The 17,897-nt window shown below is 43.1% G+C and carries 17 protein-coding genes; 9 read left to right on the top strand and 8 right to left on the bottom strand.

Features of this window, described 5'->3' with window-relative positions:
* Nucleotides 1–29: 29 nt before the first annotated feature.
* Nucleotides 30–1,376: an MATE family efflux transporter gene (locus tag OKW21_RS04430; RefSeq protein WP_277477695.1), complete on the bottom strand. Its 1,347-nt coding sequence runs from the start codon at nt 1,374–1,376 to the stop codon at nt 30–32.
* A 94-nt stretch (nt 1,377–1,470) separates the two neighbouring features.
* On the opposite strand from OKW21_RS04430, the gene rbsK reads away from it, so the two are divergent.
* The 7 genes from rbsK (at nt 1,471) to OKW21_RS04395 (ending at nt 8,643) form a co-directional block, all read left to right on the top strand.
* A complete protein-coding gene (gene rbsK / locus OKW21_RS04425) occupies nt 1,471–2,397 on the top strand; it encodes a ribokinase (RefSeq protein ID WP_277477693.1) in 927 nt (308 codons plus the stop codon).
* A 95-nt stretch (nt 2,398–2,492) separates the two neighbouring features.
* On the top strand, nt 2,493–3,371 hold the full coding sequence (locus OKW21_RS04420) for a PIG-L deacetylase family protein (protein ID WP_277477692.1): 879 nt from the start codon (nt 2,493–2,495) through the stop codon (nt 3,369–3,371).
* 471 nt (nt 3,372–3,842) lie between these two features.
* Nucleotides 3,843–5,204: an enolase C-terminal domain-like protein gene (locus OKW21_RS04415; protein WP_277477690.1), complete on the top strand. Its 1,362-nt coding sequence runs from the start codon at nt 3,843–3,845 to the stop codon at nt 5,202–5,204.
* 185 nt (nt 5,205–5,389) lie between these two features.
* Nucleotides 5,390–6,460 (top strand): endonuclease/exonuclease/phosphatase family protein, encoded by a 1,071-nt coding sequence (locus OKW21_RS04410; RefSeq protein ID WP_277477688.1) that lies wholly within the window; start codon nt 5,390–5,392, stop codon nt 6,458–6,460.
* 288 nt (nt 6,461–6,748) lie between these two features.
* Nucleotides 6,749–7,192 (top strand): MarR family winged helix-turn-helix transcriptional regulator, encoded by a 444-nt coding sequence (locus OKW21_RS04405; protein ID WP_277477685.1) that lies wholly within the window; start codon nt 6,749–6,751, stop codon nt 7,190–7,192.
* 88 nt (nt 7,193–7,280) lie between these two features.
* Nucleotides 7,281–8,285: an NAD(P)/FAD-dependent oxidoreductase gene (locus OKW21_RS04400; RefSeq protein ID WP_277477683.1), complete on the top strand. Its 1,005-nt coding sequence runs from the start codon at nt 7,281–7,283 to the stop codon at nt 8,283–8,285.
* A 31-nt stretch (nt 8,286–8,316) separates the two neighbouring features.
* A complete protein-coding gene (locus OKW21_RS04395; RefSeq protein WP_277477681.1) occupies nt 8,317–8,643 on the top strand; it encodes a 2Fe-2S iron-sulfur cluster-binding protein in 327 nt (108 codons plus the stop codon).
* A 97-nt stretch (nt 8,644–8,740) separates the two neighbouring features.
* Here the strand turns inward: OKW21_RS04395 and OKW21_RS04390 are convergent, their stop codons facing one another.
* Together OKW21_RS04390 and msrA are read right to left on the bottom strand one after the other, a co-directional pair.
* A complete protein-coding gene (locus OKW21_RS04390; protein WP_277476897.1) occupies nt 8,741–9,568 on the bottom strand; it encodes an IS982 family transposase in 828 nt (275 codons plus the stop codon).
* 87 nt (nt 9,569–9,655) lie between these two features.
* Complete coding sequence (gene msrA, locus OKW21_RS04385; protein ID WP_277487608.1) at nt 9,656–10,195, bottom strand: peptide-methionine (S)-S-oxide reductase MsrA; 540 nt, start codon at nt 10,193–10,195, stop codon at nt 9,656–9,658.
* Nucleotides 10,196–10,544: 349 nt separating this feature from the next.
* Between msrA and OKW21_RS04380 the strand changes: the two genes are divergently transcribed.
* Nucleotides 10,545–11,102, top strand: a complete 558-nt coding sequence (locus tag OKW21_RS04380) for a hypothetical protein (protein ID WP_277477679.1) — start codon at nt 10,545–10,547, stop codon at nt 11,100–11,102.
* Between the two features lie 295 nt (nt 11,103–11,397).
* Entirely contained in the window at nt 11,398–12,351 is a 954-nt protein-coding gene (locus OKW21_RS04375) for an acyloxyacyl hydrolase (protein WP_277477674.1), read from the top strand.
* Nucleotides 12,352–12,419: 68 nt separating this feature from the next.
* Here OKW21_RS04375 and OKW21_RS04370 read toward each other — a convergent pair whose 3' ends face one another.
* Genes OKW21_RS04370 through OKW21_RS04350 form a run of 5 tightly spaced genes read right to left on the bottom strand, consistent with a single transcriptional unit; the run spans nt 12,420 to nt 17,820 of the window.
* Complete coding sequence (locus tag OKW21_RS04370) at nt 12,420–12,950, bottom strand: DUF3347 domain-containing protein (RefSeq protein WP_277477672.1); 531 nt, start codon at nt 12,948–12,950, stop codon at nt 12,420–12,422.
* 18 nt (nt 12,951–12,968) lie between these two features.
* Nucleotides 12,969–14,768 (bottom strand): efflux RND transporter periplasmic adaptor subunit, encoded by a 1,800-nt coding sequence (locus tag OKW21_RS04365; RefSeq protein ID WP_277477670.1) that lies wholly within the window; start codon nt 14,766–14,768, stop codon nt 12,969–12,971.
* On the bottom strand, nt 14,765–16,006 hold the full coding sequence (locus OKW21_RS04360; protein ID WP_277477668.1) for a sialidase family protein: 1,242 nt from the start codon (nt 16,004–16,006) through the stop codon (nt 14,765–14,767). Before OKW21_RS04360 ends, OKW21_RS04365 begins: the two co-directional genes overlap by 4 nt.
* Nucleotides 16,003–16,521, bottom strand: a complete 519-nt coding sequence (locus tag OKW21_RS04355; protein ID WP_277477665.1) for a TlpA family protein disulfide reductase — start codon at nt 16,519–16,521, stop codon at nt 16,003–16,005. Before OKW21_RS04355 ends, OKW21_RS04360 begins: the two co-directional genes overlap by 4 nt.
* A 24-nt stretch (nt 16,522–16,545) precedes the next feature.
* Entirely contained in the window at nt 16,546–17,820 is a 1,275-nt protein-coding gene (locus OKW21_RS04350; RefSeq protein ID WP_277477664.1) for a TolC family protein, read from the bottom strand.
* Between the last annotated feature and the right edge of the window lie 77 nt (nt 17,821–17,897).

Here is a 17,897-nt window from a genome sequence, read left to right as displayed (position 1 = left end):
TAAAGTTCACCAAAATACATTAAATACCTTTACCCGGAAACTTCTACCTCTAACATTTTGACTGCGCTCACTTTATTGACAAGAACATATAATACTATTGTAGCCAACACATGGGATACGGGATAGGCAGCAAGCACAAGATCAAAGCTATCCATCAGTACTGCCGCATAAGCTATGGGTAAATAAAATAAAAACAAATGGCTCAAGCCTAAAGCTGTAGCCCACCAGGGACGCTGATAAACATTGAGCACTGTCAGACTAATCATGACAAATCCATTGACGGCATACCCCCAGGGAACAATAGCCAGATAGTTATTTAATGCGCTGAAAGTAGCAGGATTAGTAGCAAAAACCCCACTGATGTCCTCTTTAAAAAGACCAATAAGCCCTGCGGCAATTATGCCAAGCATAAAAGCGTAAGTGATACCATACTGCAAACCCTTATGGGCTCTCTGCGTCTTTTCAGCGCCCAGGTTCTGCCCAATAAAAGGAGCCAGCACTGCCGTTAATGAGGTAAATGAGAGTACCACCAGCATATCTATCCTTGAGCCTGCACCATAAGCAGATACTGCCGCATTACCAAAATGACTCAGCAGCTTGACAAAGAGTGTATTACCCAGCGGCACCATAATATTGGTAAGGGCAATAGGAAAAGCCATGACTACAATAGGCCTCCAGCGAAAACTACGTATCTTGTTCCAGGCTATGTTATTGCCTTCTCTTAGTGATTTCCACAAATAAGGTACTGGCAGCCACATACTGATAAAGACCGCAATACTGGTAGCCCATGCGGCACCGGCTATTCCCAGCCTGGGAAAACCCAGAAAACCAAAAATTAACAAGGGGTCCAGCAGGGCATTGATGGCTACCAATACCAGCATGGTATAGGTTAGCAGCTTATGGTTACCCAAGGCGCGGGCAAGGCTGGTTACAGCGACCAACAGGCAAAGGAAAAACATGCCGGGGATCAGTACCTCAAAATACGCTAATAGCAGTCTGAGCACTTCTTTTCTGGCACCTAATTGTACAAAAAGTAAGCGATCTCCCAAGACAAGCACACCCCACAGCAACAAGCCAAAGCTGAGCGCAAAGGTCAAACAGCTGATGATTAATGAATGCAGGGCATTGGCTTTATTTCTTCCCACTGCATTAGAAACCACTACCACCATTCCTGCGCCTACCCCCAGCAGCATACTCACCAGTAAAGTCATGACAGGTGTTGCATAACTAATGGCAGTAAGCGCATCACTTCCTAACTGACTGATAAAATATACATCTACCAGCATAAACGAAGCCATCATCAGTACTCCCAAGAGTAAAACTCCCGACTGCTTGAGGATATAAGTGGCAATATTTCCCTGCAATACTTCTGACATGGCATGCAATTAAGCAATAAACTCACGAATGGACTAAATGATTGAAGTGATTTTCTTAATTTGCTACCATCTCACAACCTAAAAATGAAATAGCATGGGCAAGCAAGTTGTCGTAGTCGGCAGTTCTAACATTGATTTAATTGCCAAAGTCAGTCACCTGCCTAAGCCGGGAGAAACTGTAGGCGATGCCGAGTTTAGCCAGGCACATGGAGGTAAGGGAGCCAATCAGGCAGTGGCAGCAGCACGGGCAGGTGCGGAAGTCAGCTTTATTTCTTCCCTCGGTGACGATGCCTTCGGGAAAAGTATGATACAGGATTTTAAGCATAGTGGCATCAATACCGACTATATACTGGAGAACAAAAACACGCCTACCGGCACCGCACTGATCTGGGTAGACCAGCAGGGAGAAAACAGCATAGCCGTAGCCCCCGGCGCTAATTATAAGCTGAGCCCTGCTTATATTGACGAATGCAGAATACTATTGTCAGCTGCTGAGCTTATACTGCTGCAACTGGAAATACCATTTGAAACAGTAGAATATATCATTGATCTGGCGGCCAGCCTGGGAAAAAAGGTAATGCTTAACCCTGCGCCTGCGCTGCCTTTGGAAAGAAAGCATCTGAAGCCGCTCTACAACCTGACAGTCAATGAGACTGAAGCCGCTATGATCAGCGGATTAGCCGTAGAAACACCAGAGCAGGTAACAGCAGCCGCTAAAAAACTGCTGGAGATGGGGCCAGAAATGATCGTCATCACCCTGGGCTCCCGTGGGGTCTTTTACATGACCAAAAGAGAGCAAAAGATGATAGAAGCCTATCCGGTGAAGCCGGTAGATACTACTGCTGCCGGAGATGTATTTTGTGGGGTGCTGGCCTCTCAACTCGTAGAAAACAAGAAGTTAGCCGAAGCGATCAAGTATGCCAATGCCGCTGCAGCCCTGTCTACGACCAAGCTGGGGGCACAACCTTCGGCACCCACTCAGCTGGAAATCAAAGCCTTTCTTGACCAATATGAGTTTTAACCAATGATGGATAAGGAAAGATTGATGACAAATGGTAAACCTCATTAATCATTCACCATTAAATATTATCTTTATCACATTAATATAAATTACCTATGCTCAAAAATATTTCAATAGCCTTATTACTTCTTATCTCGACAACCTTATTCGTACAAGCCCAATCCGAAATCCTAAGAGTGGTAGTGATCGGAGGCCATCCCGACGATGCGGATATCAAAGCGGGAGGCACTGCCATATTATGGGCCAAAATGGGCCATGAAGTGAAGTTTGTTGCCGTTACCAATGGGGACGCCGGCCACCAGAACGAGGGGGGGGGAGCTTTGGCTATCCGTCGGATGCAGGAAGCCCGCGAATCGGCCAAACGTATGGATATTGATGCTTATGTGGTACTGGATAACCATGATGGAGAACTGGTGCCCAGCCTGGATGTACGTAAGCAGATCATTCGCGAAATCAGAAAATGGGATGCCGACCTGGTGATCTCTCATCGGACCAATGACTATCACCCTGACCACCGCTATACTGGCGTACTAGTGCAAGACGCTGCCTTTATGGTCACAGTACCTAATATCTGCCCCGATACACCTCCTTTGGAGAAAAACCCGGTCTTTATGTACTTACAGGATGGCTTTGACAAACCTTACCCCTTTCAGCCGGACATCGTTGTGGCGATAGATGATGTGTTTGACCAGAAGATCAACGCATTGGATGCCCATAAGTCACAATTTTATGAGTGGCTGCCCTGGATTTATGGCCGTCAGGAAGTGCCTGATGATCCGGCACAGCGTAAGGCGTGGCTAAAGGCATCTCGTACTACCAGAATTACGCCCAGCATGCGGAAAGCATTGGTACGTTGGTATGGGCAGGAAAGAGCAGAGAAGGTAAAACATGCTGAAGCTTTTGAGGTCTGTGAATACGGCACCCAACCCAACGAAGCTATGATCAGGCAGCTTTTTCCTATGCTGGGGAAGTAAAATTCCTTGCTTTTCTGCGCAGCATCGCCAGCATAACATTTATGCATTAGAGTCTATCGGGCAAAAGCTATGCGCTTACCTATCTGATCCTGCTGGGTGTTTTGTTAAGCTTTTCAAATAAATATATATTAAGAAAACAAGCTTTTCTAAAAACATACTACAGCAACCTATGGGTAAGTTGATGGACCACTGACTACAAAAGCTTTCAGCCAACTCCTGGTATACGCACAGCGTTAGAGTAATATTTATTTTCTTTTTATCAAGCCTGTTTACGCTGATTTGCCAGGGGCTGGCTATGAGTGATATTGATGGAAAATAGGTAAGCCTTGCTTTCAACAAGTCCTTTAATAGCGGCTGATTAATGCATTTACTCTTTTCATGGAATAGAAGTGATGTCTTACCTCCCCCCAACATTTCCCCATTTTTCTTTAACTTACAGGGAAACGTTTTCTAACAATAACCTAACATTACATGAACCGAAGAAATCTGCTCAAGAATATGGGCATGGGACTATCTGCAGGCCTGATGGGAGCCGGTATGCCTTCTGCCCAGGCACAATCAAACTCAAACTATAAAAATGGCATGCCTCCGGTAAAGATCACCAAAGTCAAAGCCATACCCACCTGTCCTCATAACATTGAACTGATTGTGGTCAAGGTAGAAACCTCCGAACCGGGACTCTACGGTATAGGCTGCGCTACCTTTCGCCAGCGTGCCCATGCGGTGGTCTCCGCCATTGACGATTACCTGAACGATTTTTGCGTAGGCAAAGACGTAGACAATATTGAAGATATCTGGCAGACTGCCTATGTGAGCTCTTACTGGCGCAACGGGCCGGTACTGAACAATGCCCTCAGCGGTCTGGATCAGGCCCTCTGGGATATCAAGGGCAAAAGAGCCGGTATGCCGGTCTATCAGTTATTAGGTGGTAAATTACGCTTTGCGGTAGACTGCTATGCCCATGCCAGCGGCAGCAGCCCGCAGGAGGTAGCCGAAAGTGTTCAATCTTACATTGACCAGGGCTTTCGCCACGTGAGGATACAGATGGGTGGCTATGGGGCTGCCCAGCTACTGGGGGGCTATGGCGAAGGTGCTGCCAGGAGCCAGCAACCGGACTTCAAAGCGGCAGGTTTCGGAACTCCCGATGACAATGTGATGAATACCCTGGCCTATACCAAGAGTGTGGTAGACATGTTTGCCGAGGTACGTAAAAGTTGTGGTGAAGCGGTTGAGTTACTCCACGATATCCATGAAAGGGTACAGCCCATGGAGGCAATCAGCATGATAGAAAAGCTGGAAGAATACCGACCTTTCTTTATTGAAGATCCTTTCTCACCAGAAAATAATGGCTACTTTGAAGTATTGCGCAATCATACCACCGTACCCATAGCCATGGGTGAACTTTTCAATAACCAGCATGAATGGGTAGACCTCATCAAAGACCGCCTGATTGACTACATACGCATTCATATTTCCCAGATCGGCGGTATCTCTCCTGCCATGAAAGTCGCCAGATTAGGAGAATGGTTTAACGTCAAAACCGCCTGGCATGGGCCGGGAGATGTATCCCCGGTAGGCCACGCTGCCAATGCCCATATTGACCTGGCCGTATGGAACTTCGGCATACAGGAGTCAGTAAATTTTTCAGATTTGCTCAGGGAAATTTTTCCCGGTAGTCCGGAAATGAAAAATGGCTATATGCATGTCAACGAAGCCCCCGGTCTGGGCGTAGAGATAAACGAGGAACTGGCACTGAAATACCCGCTTCCTGAGAAGAATGACTATAACTGGACGCAGCTTAGAAAACCTGACGGCACCCCTGTTCGGCCCTGATGAAAACCAATGATGTCCAGGGTGAATTTCCTATGCAGGGAGTTCACCCATTTTTTATTTACAGGCAAAGTTTTACTACTTATTTTTTACGACTAACAGAGAAAAAATAAACAATTACAGCCTTTTGGCATTTATTACTCAGATATACCATTACTTTTTTAACTGCACAGTAGTATTTTTTATCTATGAGAACCTTCAAAGCGATTCTGGTTTTCTTTAGTATATTTTTTATCATAGGGACGCTCTTACCATTGCTTCCCATGGATATCTGGTGGGTTCAGATATTTGTGTTTCCCAGAATCCAGATCAGTGTGATCATCATTTTACTGATTGCACTCTGGCTTATTTTCTTTCGTTTCCGCAAAGGTCTTAATGTGGTCATGGTCATACTCCTGGGAGCTTCATTTTTCTACCAGAGCTTTCGTATTTATCCCTACACTATCTTTTCCAGAACACAAACTGATTATGCACAGGGTCAGGATACACTTACGAATATTAGCGCCATCACTTCTAATGTGTATATGAAAAACCATGAGTATGAAAAACTCTTGCTACTCATTGAGCAGAAAAACCCTGACCTGGTTCTGTTATTAGAAACCGATGAATGGTGGGCAGAAAAAATGGATACTTTAAAATACAAATATCCTCACATTGTCAGTAAACCTCTAGACAATACCTATGGAATGATTTTATATTCTCAACTGCAGCTTGAAGATGCAGAAGTTAAGTATATGATGGAAGACAGCATTCCTTCTATTCATGCCTATGTTAAGTTACGTTCCGGTCAAAATGTGAAACTTTATTGTTTACATCCTAAACCTCCGGTTCCTCCGGAGAGCGAAAGCAGTACCAAAAGAGATGCTGAGCTCTTACTCGCCGGTCAGCTGGTCAAAAAGAGTCAAGAACCTGCGATCTTGATGGGTGACCTAAACGACGTAGCATGGTCCTACACTACCCGTTTGTTTCTCAAGTCAAGCCAGATGCTAGACCCGCGGATCGGAAGGGGTTTTTACAATACTTTTAGTGCGGAGATGCCTATGATGCGCTGGTCTCTGGATCATGTTTTTCATACCGAAACTTTTCAGCTTAATGCGCTGGAAGTACTTCCCCATATAGGTTCGGATCACTTTCCGGTGTATTTTTCACTGAGCTATCAACCCACTGAAACCGAAGAGCAGGAACCGCTTGAACCCACTAACGCAAAAGAAGAAGACACGGTAGAAAAGAAAATTAAAAAGGGATTGGAAAAACAATAATGAGGGAACGCAGTTCTTTATAACAGGTACAAAAAGCAAAAGGGCTGTAGTACAGCCCTCACGCTTATGTAACCCCACGTAAAGTTTAAAAAATCTATATCAATCTTAGCTTAAAAAGTAATCGAATACACTTATACTTATAACAATACCATGCCAAGTACGACATTGGAACAAGTTCAACATATGTATCCTATTAATGTCTAACATATTCCCCGTATGATGGGGAATAATTTCCTCAACAATTCCCCATATTTTAATTAATCAGCACAAAAGTCTATTTTAGCCGTTATGGCTATACCTGAAGAAGATATATACAGTAACTACTCGTTTCTATTAGAAAAAACGAATAAAAAAATTAAGCAATATGCCAAGCAGCAATTCAGAGCATTAGGCTTTGAAGTTACTGTTGACCAATGGGCCGTTCTGAAAATTCTGGCTGAACATACAACCCTTAACCAGGTAACGCTTGCGCAGCTGATTCATAAGGACACTCCTACTGTGACCAGAATCCTTGATTTATTGAGTCAGAAGGATCTCATTTTGAGACAGTATGACGAAACTGACAGAAGAAAAATCAATGTATGTCTGACATCATCAGGTATGGAGACGGTCAATAATATGCTTCCTGAGGTAAGAAAGATCCGTATGCACGCCTGGCAACACCTCAGCGAAGATGACTTCAAGCAGTTTGTCAGAATTCTGAACACCATCTACGATAACCTGAAGCCCTAAAAATTTTTGTGCAATTAAGTCGTACACAAATAATTAGTATAACAACTATTTTATTGTTTACTTCGTTTATTCAAAAAAATAGAAAAATATGATACACACAGACCTTTGCATTATTGGAGCCGGACCTGTTGGTTTATTTGCCGTTTTTGAAGCTGGATTGCTCAAAATGCGATGTCATGTGATGGATGTGTTACCTCAGATTGGGGGGCAGTTATCTGAAATCTATCCCAAAAAACCGATCTATGATATTCCTGGTTACCCGGTGGTGTTGGCACAGGAACTGGTAGATAATCTGTCAAAACAGATAGAACCCTTTAATCCGACATATACACTAGGTGAAAGAGTAGAAAAAATTGAAAGACAGGAAGATGAATCTTTTATCCTGGAAACCAATGAAGGTACACAATGCCACGCTAAAGCTGTAGTAATAGCAGGTGGCTTAGGTTGCTTTGAGCCGCGAAAGCCTGCCTTAGAAAAGCTGGAAAATTATGAGGGTAAAGGCATAGATTATATGGTACGCCACCCCGAAAAATATACTAACAAAAAAGTGGTGGTTGCCGGTGGAGGCGACTCCGCGCTAGACTGGACCATCTATCTAGCTGATATGGTGGAAGAGCTTACGCTGGTACACCGGGGCAGCAGTTTTAGAGGTGCGCCTGATTCTGCAGAAAAAATATTCAAGCTGGCAGAAGAAGGTAAGTTAAACCTGAAGCTCAACAGCCAGGTTACAGCACTACATGGTAATGGCGTGTTAAAAGAGTGTCTGATTACTGATAAAGCAGGAAAAGCAGAATTGGTAGCCAGTGACTACTTTGTTCCCCTTTTTGGACTGAGTCCTAAACTTGGCCCTATTGCCAGCTGGAACCTTAACCTGGACCGTAATGCCATTAATGTTAATGTAGAAGATTATTCTACTAATGTGCCCGGTGTTTATGCAATTGGTGACATCAACCAATATCCCGGTAAGCTGAAGCTGATTTTGAGCGGTTTCCATGAGGCTGCGCTGATGGCACAGAGTGCCTATCGTGTGGTAAGTGGAGGCAAAAAAGCCAGTCTGAAGTATACAACTGTTAATGGAATTCAAAGCTTTTAAACACTTAAAAAGCTTAACTAATAATTACAATATGGATATCAAAATTCACATTGAAGAAGCTGATGGAAATATCAATACCATTGAAGCCCCTACTGACATGTCTCTTAGCCTGATGGAAATTCTGAAAGCCTCAGACTATCCGGTAGCCGCTACCTGCGGAGGTATGGCACTCTGTGCCTCATGCCATGTTGAGGTGTTGGACAATACTTACAATGAGGAAGCCAATGATGCGGAAATGGATATGCTGGATACACTGCCTGTAGTCAGCAACAGCAGCCGTCTGGCCTGTCAGATGCCTATCACTGAAGAAATGGACGGAATACGCATCCGTCTGATGGCTGAAGAAGTAACCGGATAAACACAATGATATTTTCATATTATGTAACATCAATAAAAAAGCCACTGCCTATACAGACAGTGGCTTTCGTTTTTTTGCTCAACAATAATTAATTAATTTAAGTTGTGGATAATGTTTTGTTAAAAGTAAAAGCAAATAGGAACAGAACGACCTTGAGCAAGAACCCCTGTGGGGTAACTGCATGGATTTTTCCGGGAAAGCGAGCAGTAACTTGGCTGAAGCAGGTTTCAATACGCTTTCTGTAATGCTTTTTTAAAAAACGCATAGCTGCGTTATCCTGCCTTTTTGAGTTAGATTTTCGCTCTACCAATAGGCGCACCTGATCGCATTCTTCATAAAGGTCTTCCAACTCATAATGCGTATAAGCACTGTCAGCATAAAGTTCACTACCTTGAGGTAAGTATAGGGACATAGCTTGTAAAGCTGTATTGTCGTGAATAGAACCAGCCGTGATCAAATAATCCACTGGTATACCATCGGCGGTGGTAACTACCTGTACCTTAAAACCATAGAAATACTGTCGTTTGGAGGCATTGTATCCCCGATAAGATTCATGTTTTAGTAGCTTGCACCTCCCAATACGAATGTTTTTACAAACAGCTACTGGGAACGAATCTATTAAGTAGCGACTTGCAGTGTTGAGTTGCTTGAGACTCTCCCCCAATGCTAAAAAGATCCTGATTAAAGTATTTGATAGGCGATGCAGATGGCGATTAAAGTTAGACTTGTCTATTTTGGCCATCCCATGATGTTGCTGCATGTATTGACAAGTAGTGTGCTGGTTGCCATAAAAGTACTGGGCTGAGAGCAGGGCAGTAGTTAATATCTCCGCATCACTTACTTTGCGACGAATGTCTATGTGGGGTTGGCTGATTTTTAAATAATCGTCCATAAAACAATATATTGCAATAGTATAGTCTGTCATGTAATTGTTAGGTAAAGTGTGGTAACTTCACTTTAACAATCTTTTGGCAGACTATGCTTCATTTAACCTTTTAATTCGCAACTTGAGTTAATTATTTACTTTCTTAAGTTTGTCTTTAAATACTTTTTCAAACTTCTCTACCTTGGGACGAATCACAAAAGAGCAGTATGGCTGACTACCATTCTGGTTAAAATAGTTTTGGTGATAATCCTCAGCCGGATAAAACTTTTCAAAAGCGGTAATTTCAGTGACAATAGGATTGTCATAAGCACCGGCTTCATTTAGTTCTTGCTTATATTTTTCTGCTTTTTCTCTTTGTTCTTCGTTATGATAAAAAACCGCCGAGCGATACTGCGGTCCAATGTCATTGCCCTGACGATTAGGTGTTGTAGGATCATGCGTTTTCCAGAATACTTCTAGGAGTTCATCGTAGCTGATGATAGCAGGGTCATAGGTGATCTGAATTACCTCGGCATGACCGGTCGTTCCTGAACATACCTGTTTATAAGTCGGGTTATCCACATGCCCGCCGGAGTATCCGGATACTACTTTTTCTACACCATTCAAGTTTTGAAAGATCGCTTCTGTGCACCAAAAGCATCCATTCCCAAAAGTTGCTATATCCATATCATTGTTTTTTGTTTCTAACACTGAAATTGAGGCATTGTTAGCCGAGGCACTGCTTTCTGACTGCATACAGGCGCTCAGGCCAATTAAAACTGATATTCCGTATAAAATAGTTTTGATCATCACAAATGAGGTTTTGCTCTTTACAATGTACGACTTCCTGAGAGAAGTAGTTTTACTGCATGAATATGAAGCACTATTCTTAATAAAATTGTCAGCAATTTGACATTAGGATGCTTACTAAATGTTTTGGCAGAACAATTATTGAGTGTATATACTTTAATTTTTAAATAAACACTTGTGTGTATTTCACGTGGCAGAATTCTTGATACAGCTTTTGTAAAAGTATATGCGCAAAATAATATTAATACTCATCAGTTTTTTACCGATGGTTAGTGTTGCTCAATCCAATACTGATCTTTTACTAGGCTTAGGAGCATCTAATTTAGGCACTGGGGATAAACTGATCGTTATAATAGAAGGAGAGATTACCCACAAGTGGAACAGGCTGCTTAGCCATTCTTTTCTCCTAGGCTTAGGATACGGTGATTTTTATTCCAGAAAAATTCCTCAACCTACAAGTGATCCTAACAGTGTAGTTTACAGGAAAAAGGAATTTGAACCGGTCTTCCTCACGCACCTGGATGCTAACCTATTTATATCTCCTTTAGGTAATGATAAAATCTACAATCTGAAATTCGGCACAGGGGCTTCATTACTATATTTATATGACGACACTAGCCTGGAGAGTGAGAAAGAAAGGTTGAGTTTAGGGATTAATGCCATTATAGAAAATGAATTCAGGCTTCGAAATGGTATGCTATTAGGCTTAAAAACCATGATGCAGCCTTATCTTAATGGAGATATCAATCTGAGTATACTATTCAAAGTTGGAAAAGAAATATGATACGTGCTACAAAACATACAGGCTAAACGTGATTGATAAAGATTGTAATTATGCCCAAAAATTTTATCTTAAACATACAAGTAAATGGCGATAGCAGTTGAATCAATAATCTAGGCTTTCAGGAGTTATGAGGTTACATCAGTTTCACATTCTTAATATATTGGTTTTACTACTTAGTTTGATCCCTCCTGCCAAGTCCCAGTTTTCTGCAAATGAATATCACTCACCTTTACCCTCTGCTACTTCTCTAGAACTCTCACTTTATCAGGGGATGCTTATAAAACATAAGGAGCAAATGGGGCATCTTGTAAAAAGCCACCCTCAGGGTTTCAGGGCCAGTTATTTAATACACACAAATGGAAATAAATACTGGCAGCAACTGTATGCTTATCCTGATATAGGAATTAGTTTTAGTTATCAGGATTACCTCAACCCCACGCTTGGCAAGTCGCTTTGCCTGATGCCATTTATGCAATTGTATATGCACAGGGGCAGAGTTTCCAATCTTTTGGCTGACTTTGGGATAGGAGTAGCTTATCATACCAATCCATACCACAGTAAAAATAATGACCGAAATGTAGCTTTAGGTTCTCACTTTTCTTTCTCTCTCAATGCAAGCCTGAAATACCAGCTAAGCATCAGCAATGTTTTTTCAACGGGTCTGCTAGTTCATTTTGAGCACTACTCCAACGGTGGTTATAAAAAACCTAATTCCGGTGCGAATCTGCTTCAGGGAGGCTTCTTTATCAACCATAAGTTAAAGCCTTATGTAAAGGCAACACACCGGCAGTGGGAAAAAGTACCCCTTCAGGAGAAAGAGATTTACTTCACCATTTTGCCTAGCTTCAGCCTTAAAGAGTTGGGCATAGGGAGTTCCATTTTCCCTTCATACAACCTGGGAGTCCATATCAACAAACCCGTTTCTCATATCAGCACTTTAAACTTTGGAGTGGATGCTTATCACGATATTGCAATAAAAAAAAGGATTTCCCGGAAAAAACCTGAGGAGCATATTGATCATAAAAGTCTTGCGATCACTGGTGGACATGAACTGATGATCAATAAAATATCATTTGTGACTCAAGTGGGGTACTATATCTATCGTCCTTATAAAGATTTGTACAGAGAGTTCTTTCAAAGGTATAGCTTGCGCATCTATGTCAATCCCAGGCTTGCTGTAAGCGGCGGATTAAAAGTCTACCTGGGCAAGGCAGAACATGTGGAGTGGGGCCTCATGTTCAAGCTTTAGGTATCTTAAAAATATAAAAAAACCTCTCAGTACCAGTGAGAGGTTAATTGATAACGTTCACAAACTGATCAGTTATTAACCGGTAACTCTTCTTCTACCCTTCCGCATTTCAGCATACGATCTCCAAAGTAAGGATTACGGATTTCTTCCTGGGCACTTAACCAATAAGCTCCCTGGTTGTCAAAAGCCATGGGACAGTATTGTTTATATAGTATTTGCTTATTAGCATCTGATGCTTTCAGGTCTCTATATAGATGGATAGTGAAATGCTCAAATACCTTCCGCTGTTCCTCAATATCTGTAGTGGCGGCTATCTCTTTAACAGACTGCTGCACTTCTGGCATGGCTATGGCATCTACCACTCCCAGCGTCGCTACAGCATATTCTTTTGCTTCTTCTGCGTCGGATGCAACCAATGCATCTTTGAGTTTGAGATAACCATCTACCACACTCCCTACTTTTTTTACTCCTCCTACTTCATCAGTAGCTTGCTCTGCTGTCGTATCAGTTCCGCTTTCCTGAGGACCAGAGCAGGCACTTATGCTAAAAATAATCAGTCCGAAAGCAAAAAATTTAAAATTTAGGATGATTGACTTCATGATTTGAATATGGTTGATTTATGGATTTAAAATATTTTCTACATTTCCGCAGTTCAGCATCATGTCACCATAATACGGATTGCGGATTTCTTCTGACTGGCTCAGCCAGTTGGCCCCTTCGTCATCATCGGCCATGGGGCAATATTGCACATACAATTTTTCTGCCGTTCCGAATGCCCTAGCCGCTTGGATAACAGCTGAAGAAAGACTTTTAAAGTTTTTTCGCTGGGTATCAATATTTCCTGTACCAATGATCTCCTCAGCCGAGGCTTTAATCTCTTCCAGCCTTTCCATCCAGTACATATGAGGTTCGTGGGGTAAAAGCTGCATATCTACTTTTTGGAGAGAGGCCTGCAAAGCTTCAGCTTTTTGCTGTGCCTGCTCTTTTTCAGAGATCACCAGCGCATCTTTTAAGGCCAGATAGTCTGCTAACACATTCTGTAGTTGCTCACGAAAAGCTTTGGGTGTAACCATCACAAAATCAGGAGTTTTCATATTCATCTCCCTGGGGGATGTTTCTTTTGACTTTACCTGAATATTGCGGTTCATCATGCTGGATTTGTTATTGAGTTGGGCGGCAGCATCTACCGTAAATGTTCCATTGGTCACCACTTCTTCTCCCGAAGAAAGTCCCTCTTCTACCAGATAAGTATCTCCCAGACTTGCGCCCAAAGTGACTTCCCGCATCTCATAGGTTGGCACATTGGTTTGAGGTACCTTCACATACACTACCGAACGTTTACCGGTCCACATCACCGCTGATTTGGGCACCAGAAGTTCATCTTTTTGATCGGACACCAAGCTGTTTTGCTGATGATTACTCAGGCGACCTCTTACGAACATAGCAGGCTTCAGCAACCCATCAGCGTTCCGCACCTCCGTTCTCACTTTAGCCACTCGGCTTTGCGGGTCAATAAACGGGTCAACAAAGGTAATTTCGCTGGTAAACTCTCTGTCAGGATAGGCAGCCACACTAAAGCTGATGCTCCCGCCAGCTTTGATCCAGTTGAGATTGCTTTCATAGGCATCAAAAACGGCCCAAAGTTGTGTCAGGTCAGCCGCTTCATAGATTACTGAACCTTCCATCACGTGCTCACCCGTTTCTACATCAATGCTAGTGACAACTCCGGATGCATGGGCCCGCAAAGGCCAGTAAGAGATGATTTTTTCATTTTCTATCACCTGCTCAACCTGCGCGTCTGACAACTTCCAGTTTTTTAGCTTGCGTTTGGCTGCTGCAAATAAGCTAGGGTTACTTTCCTGAAACTTTTTAGCTTCCAGTAATTCCTGTTGGGCACTAACTAGCTGAGGGGAATAAATCAGGGCAATGATCTGCCCATGCGACACTTTTTCTCCTTCATAAGTGATATACATTTTCTCAACCCTGCCGGAAAAATGGGCGGTCTGAGCTTTGATACGTGTCTCGTCCAGCTCTATTTTTCCATTAAGCAATAATTCTTTGGAATCTTCTGCATATGTGCCGGTAGTACCGATTTTGGTAGTCTGCACATTGGCCAGTTTTACGGCATCAGCGCTCATGGTAAGCTGATAAGGATTAGAGCTCTCCTCCTCATCAGAAGATGATTCCAGCCGGATCAGATCCATCCCGCAAATAGGACATTGACCGGCTTCATTCTGACGCACCTGAGGATGCATGGAACAGGTCCATATGGTACCTTCCGCCGTCTCAGTCGGCACAAATTCATGCTCATGTTCGGCAGTCTCCACATGAGGCGGGACAAAAAACATCCAGCCAAGAAGCATGCCCAAGCCAAGCATCAGCAAATATCTAAGTATGGTTTTGGATTTGAGTGTCATGGCAATATTTTATTCATATCTAACATTGCGGTCATAATCTTTGAGCTTTGTCCTTTAATACGCGTCCAGGCAAAGAATACCTGTTCTCCTGCTTTTTCCATAATCGGAAAACCGCTGGAACGGGAGGAGGCGGTGTTAGCAATGCTTTTATCAGCTATCACATTTAACTTTTTGTCAATAATTGCCGAACGTATCTCTGCTCCTTCTTCATGAGCCTCCAGCCAGCTAACCATCGCACTGGTATCATTCAACATAATAACATCTACACGCCCTAAAGGATTTCCGTGATCCAGCCGTACCGGCTTCCCAAAAGTAGCGCCATGGTCATCAGAAAAAGCCAGTTGAACTTTGGGGGTGTTATCAGCACCTGTAAACCAGACCACCGCTATTGTTTGCCCTTGTGCCTCGATAGCAGGGCCATTTACAGGACAGGCATTGATCTGCCATTTGTCAGCGTGAACAGCTTGCGGTTCGCTCCATATTCCATTCTGCTCACGGGTAATATAAATATCCCGAATCTCATCTTCCGTACGATCGCGATATACAACTACTGCTCCCTGATCAGTGATCACTGCATCGGTCTGACAGCAGTCGCAAATGCGGTGATCCAGTTCCACCTCTTCGCCTACATTAGCATACTGATCAAAGGTAGTGGAATACAAAGTCATTGCTCCTACTCCCCCCTCTTCATGAGTTTCATGCGCATGGCTTTTGGTGAAACGTCCGTCCAGCCAAACGGCAAATATTTCGTCACCATACGGTAACATGCTCACAAAACCATGTTCGGCGAAAATACCATCCTGATGGAGCACAAAGGGCTCAGACCAGCTTTGTCCCTGATCTTTAGAAAGGGCTACGTGCACATCATAATCAAAAGTTCCTTCATCACTTTTTGTCAGCCAATGAGCAGCCATAAAGTCTTGATGCACCGCCATGGAAGGAAAGTCTGCCCAATTGACGAACCACCCACTATCCTGAGCGATGGTCTGGGGTACAGACCACTGTGTGTCTTCCCAACTGGAAAATTTTAAGGCATGCTCTTCATTGGGGAGTGCTTCAATCCAGGAGAGATATACTTCTCCGTTTTCGGCGACAAACAAATTTGGTTCACCACTCTGTGAAGAAGCTGTTGTCTCTACTGACTTCAACTTCCATTGTGTCTCTTCTGTTTCAGAACTTAATGGTGGCTGACAGGCCAGAAAACTCAGATTCAGCAATATGAACACATATATTTTCATAAATTTTTGAGTTCTTCAATATGCGCTTCGGTATTCCATTCTCTTGCCCCAATAATTTCACTCACCACTTCTCCGTCTTTAATGATCCAGGTAGTCGGCAGCGCAGTAATCTGAAGGTTCTGTACCCCGGTTTGTAACTGTACAAAAGGCAGCTCAAGATTTTGACGCTCAGCGAACTTGCTGATCTTTTCTATGCTTTCGTCGGAGGCTAGTAAAAACACAAATTCATCTCCTAAAGTAGCTCTGGCCTCTTCCATAGAAGGCATCTCTATGATGCATGGCTTGCACCAGGTTGCCCAGAAATTGAGCACGATGGTTTTCTCAGCATAATCATTTAGGTTGATGGCATTGCCTTCCAGGTCTTTCAGTACTACTTTACTCAGGGGGCCACTCTGCTCCTCTTGCGGTGCATTGCCCTGCTCGGAAGTCTCACCACCTTCCTCCTGGCGGGAAGAGTTGCATGCCACCATGAGCAGCATTAAGGCTACGAAGCCTGGATATAATGTATTTCTCATCTTGTATATATTTTTATTTTTTTTTCATTGATCATTATTCATTATTAGTTCTACTGCGGTGAGTGCCTCCAGCCTGGCAAGTGCAATCCTTGCTGCTGTCAACGCCTCATTCAGCATGATTCTGTACTCCAGTAGTTGAATCTGGAATTCCAGTACATCTTCAAAGTTCTCACTGTTAGTTTCATACGCACTATTCAGTATGCTGATTGCCTGCTGAGTGCTTTCAATCTGCGCTTCATAAAGCTTAACTTTATTTTGAGCAATCTGATAATCGCTGAGCGTTGCTTCCAAAGTAGCGATCAGCTCATTCCGCTGAGATTCAGTAGCCAACACATTATTTTCCTGCCTGAACTTCACCTCCTGAAGGGAGGCAGTATACTTTCCTTTATTAAACACAGGGATTGACAGGCTTACCATAGGCATGATCATATCCATTCCGTTATCAGGTACTTCCATGTCTGTTCGCGCTCTCATGAACCCGTAGTCCAGGCCTATGCCAATTTCCGGCTTGCTGCTTAGATCCGCAAGGCGTGCTTCCAGGGCCAGCAACTCACTTTCTTCTCTAAGGATACTCAAAGAAGGATGGTTTTCCAGCACCTGAGCCCTTAAGCTATCTATGTTCATCAAATCAAAAGATAAAGGCAAACCTTCAGGGGTTTCCACAACCGCATCAGGAGCTCTGTTGAGCAGTGCGTTTAGCTGAGCATACTGAGCAGTAAGATTTTCTTCCAGTGTAAACAGTTTATTCTGTTCATTTCTGATTTGCATTTGTATTGTTAAGATATCTACCATCGTACTGAGATCATTTTCATATTTCTGGGTAGCTATCTGTTCGTATGATTTAAGAATTTCAATATTCTCCTTACTAAGCCTGATATCCTGTTGGATATTGTGAAGCTGGAAGTAGGACTTCTTCACATCAAAATAGAGCTCATTACGCAGCCTCATGAATTCTTCAAAGCGCACTTTGGCTTCTTGCGAGCTTGCATCTTTGCGCGCCTTCAATGTTCCAAACCAAGGCAGCATTTGCTCCAAAGAGATACGTGCTACCTGATCTCCTGCCCGGGTTTGCACAGGATTGATAAAATAGCCAAAACTCAGTCTGGGATCAGGTAATGCGCCTACCTGCGGAATTTTCTCTAATGCGGACAGATACTCCTGATATTTTGCTTTTAAGCTGGGGTTGTTTTCAGCACCAACTTTCATATACTCTGATAAGGACTGCGCTTTAACTTCTATCGTCATTGTAAGTGAAATAAGTAGAAGTAAAGGGAAAAATAATGTGTTGAGAGCGTTCATTTCTTTGCGCTTTTAGAGATAGCTGTAATGAAGTTATTAAGTTTGGCCTGAAGTCTCTGGTGTAACGCCAGCATCTT

Origin of the sequence: Catalinimonas alkaloidigena (assembly GCF_029504655.1) — a bacterium.
In the GTDB taxonomy this organism is placed as follows: Bacteria; Bacteroidota; Bacteroidia; order Cytophagales; family Cyclobacteriaceae; genus Catalinimonas; species Catalinimonas alkaloidigena.
The sequence above is the reverse complement of the archived record's forward strand: the minus strand, read 5'-3'. Positions and strand labels throughout refer to the sequence as shown.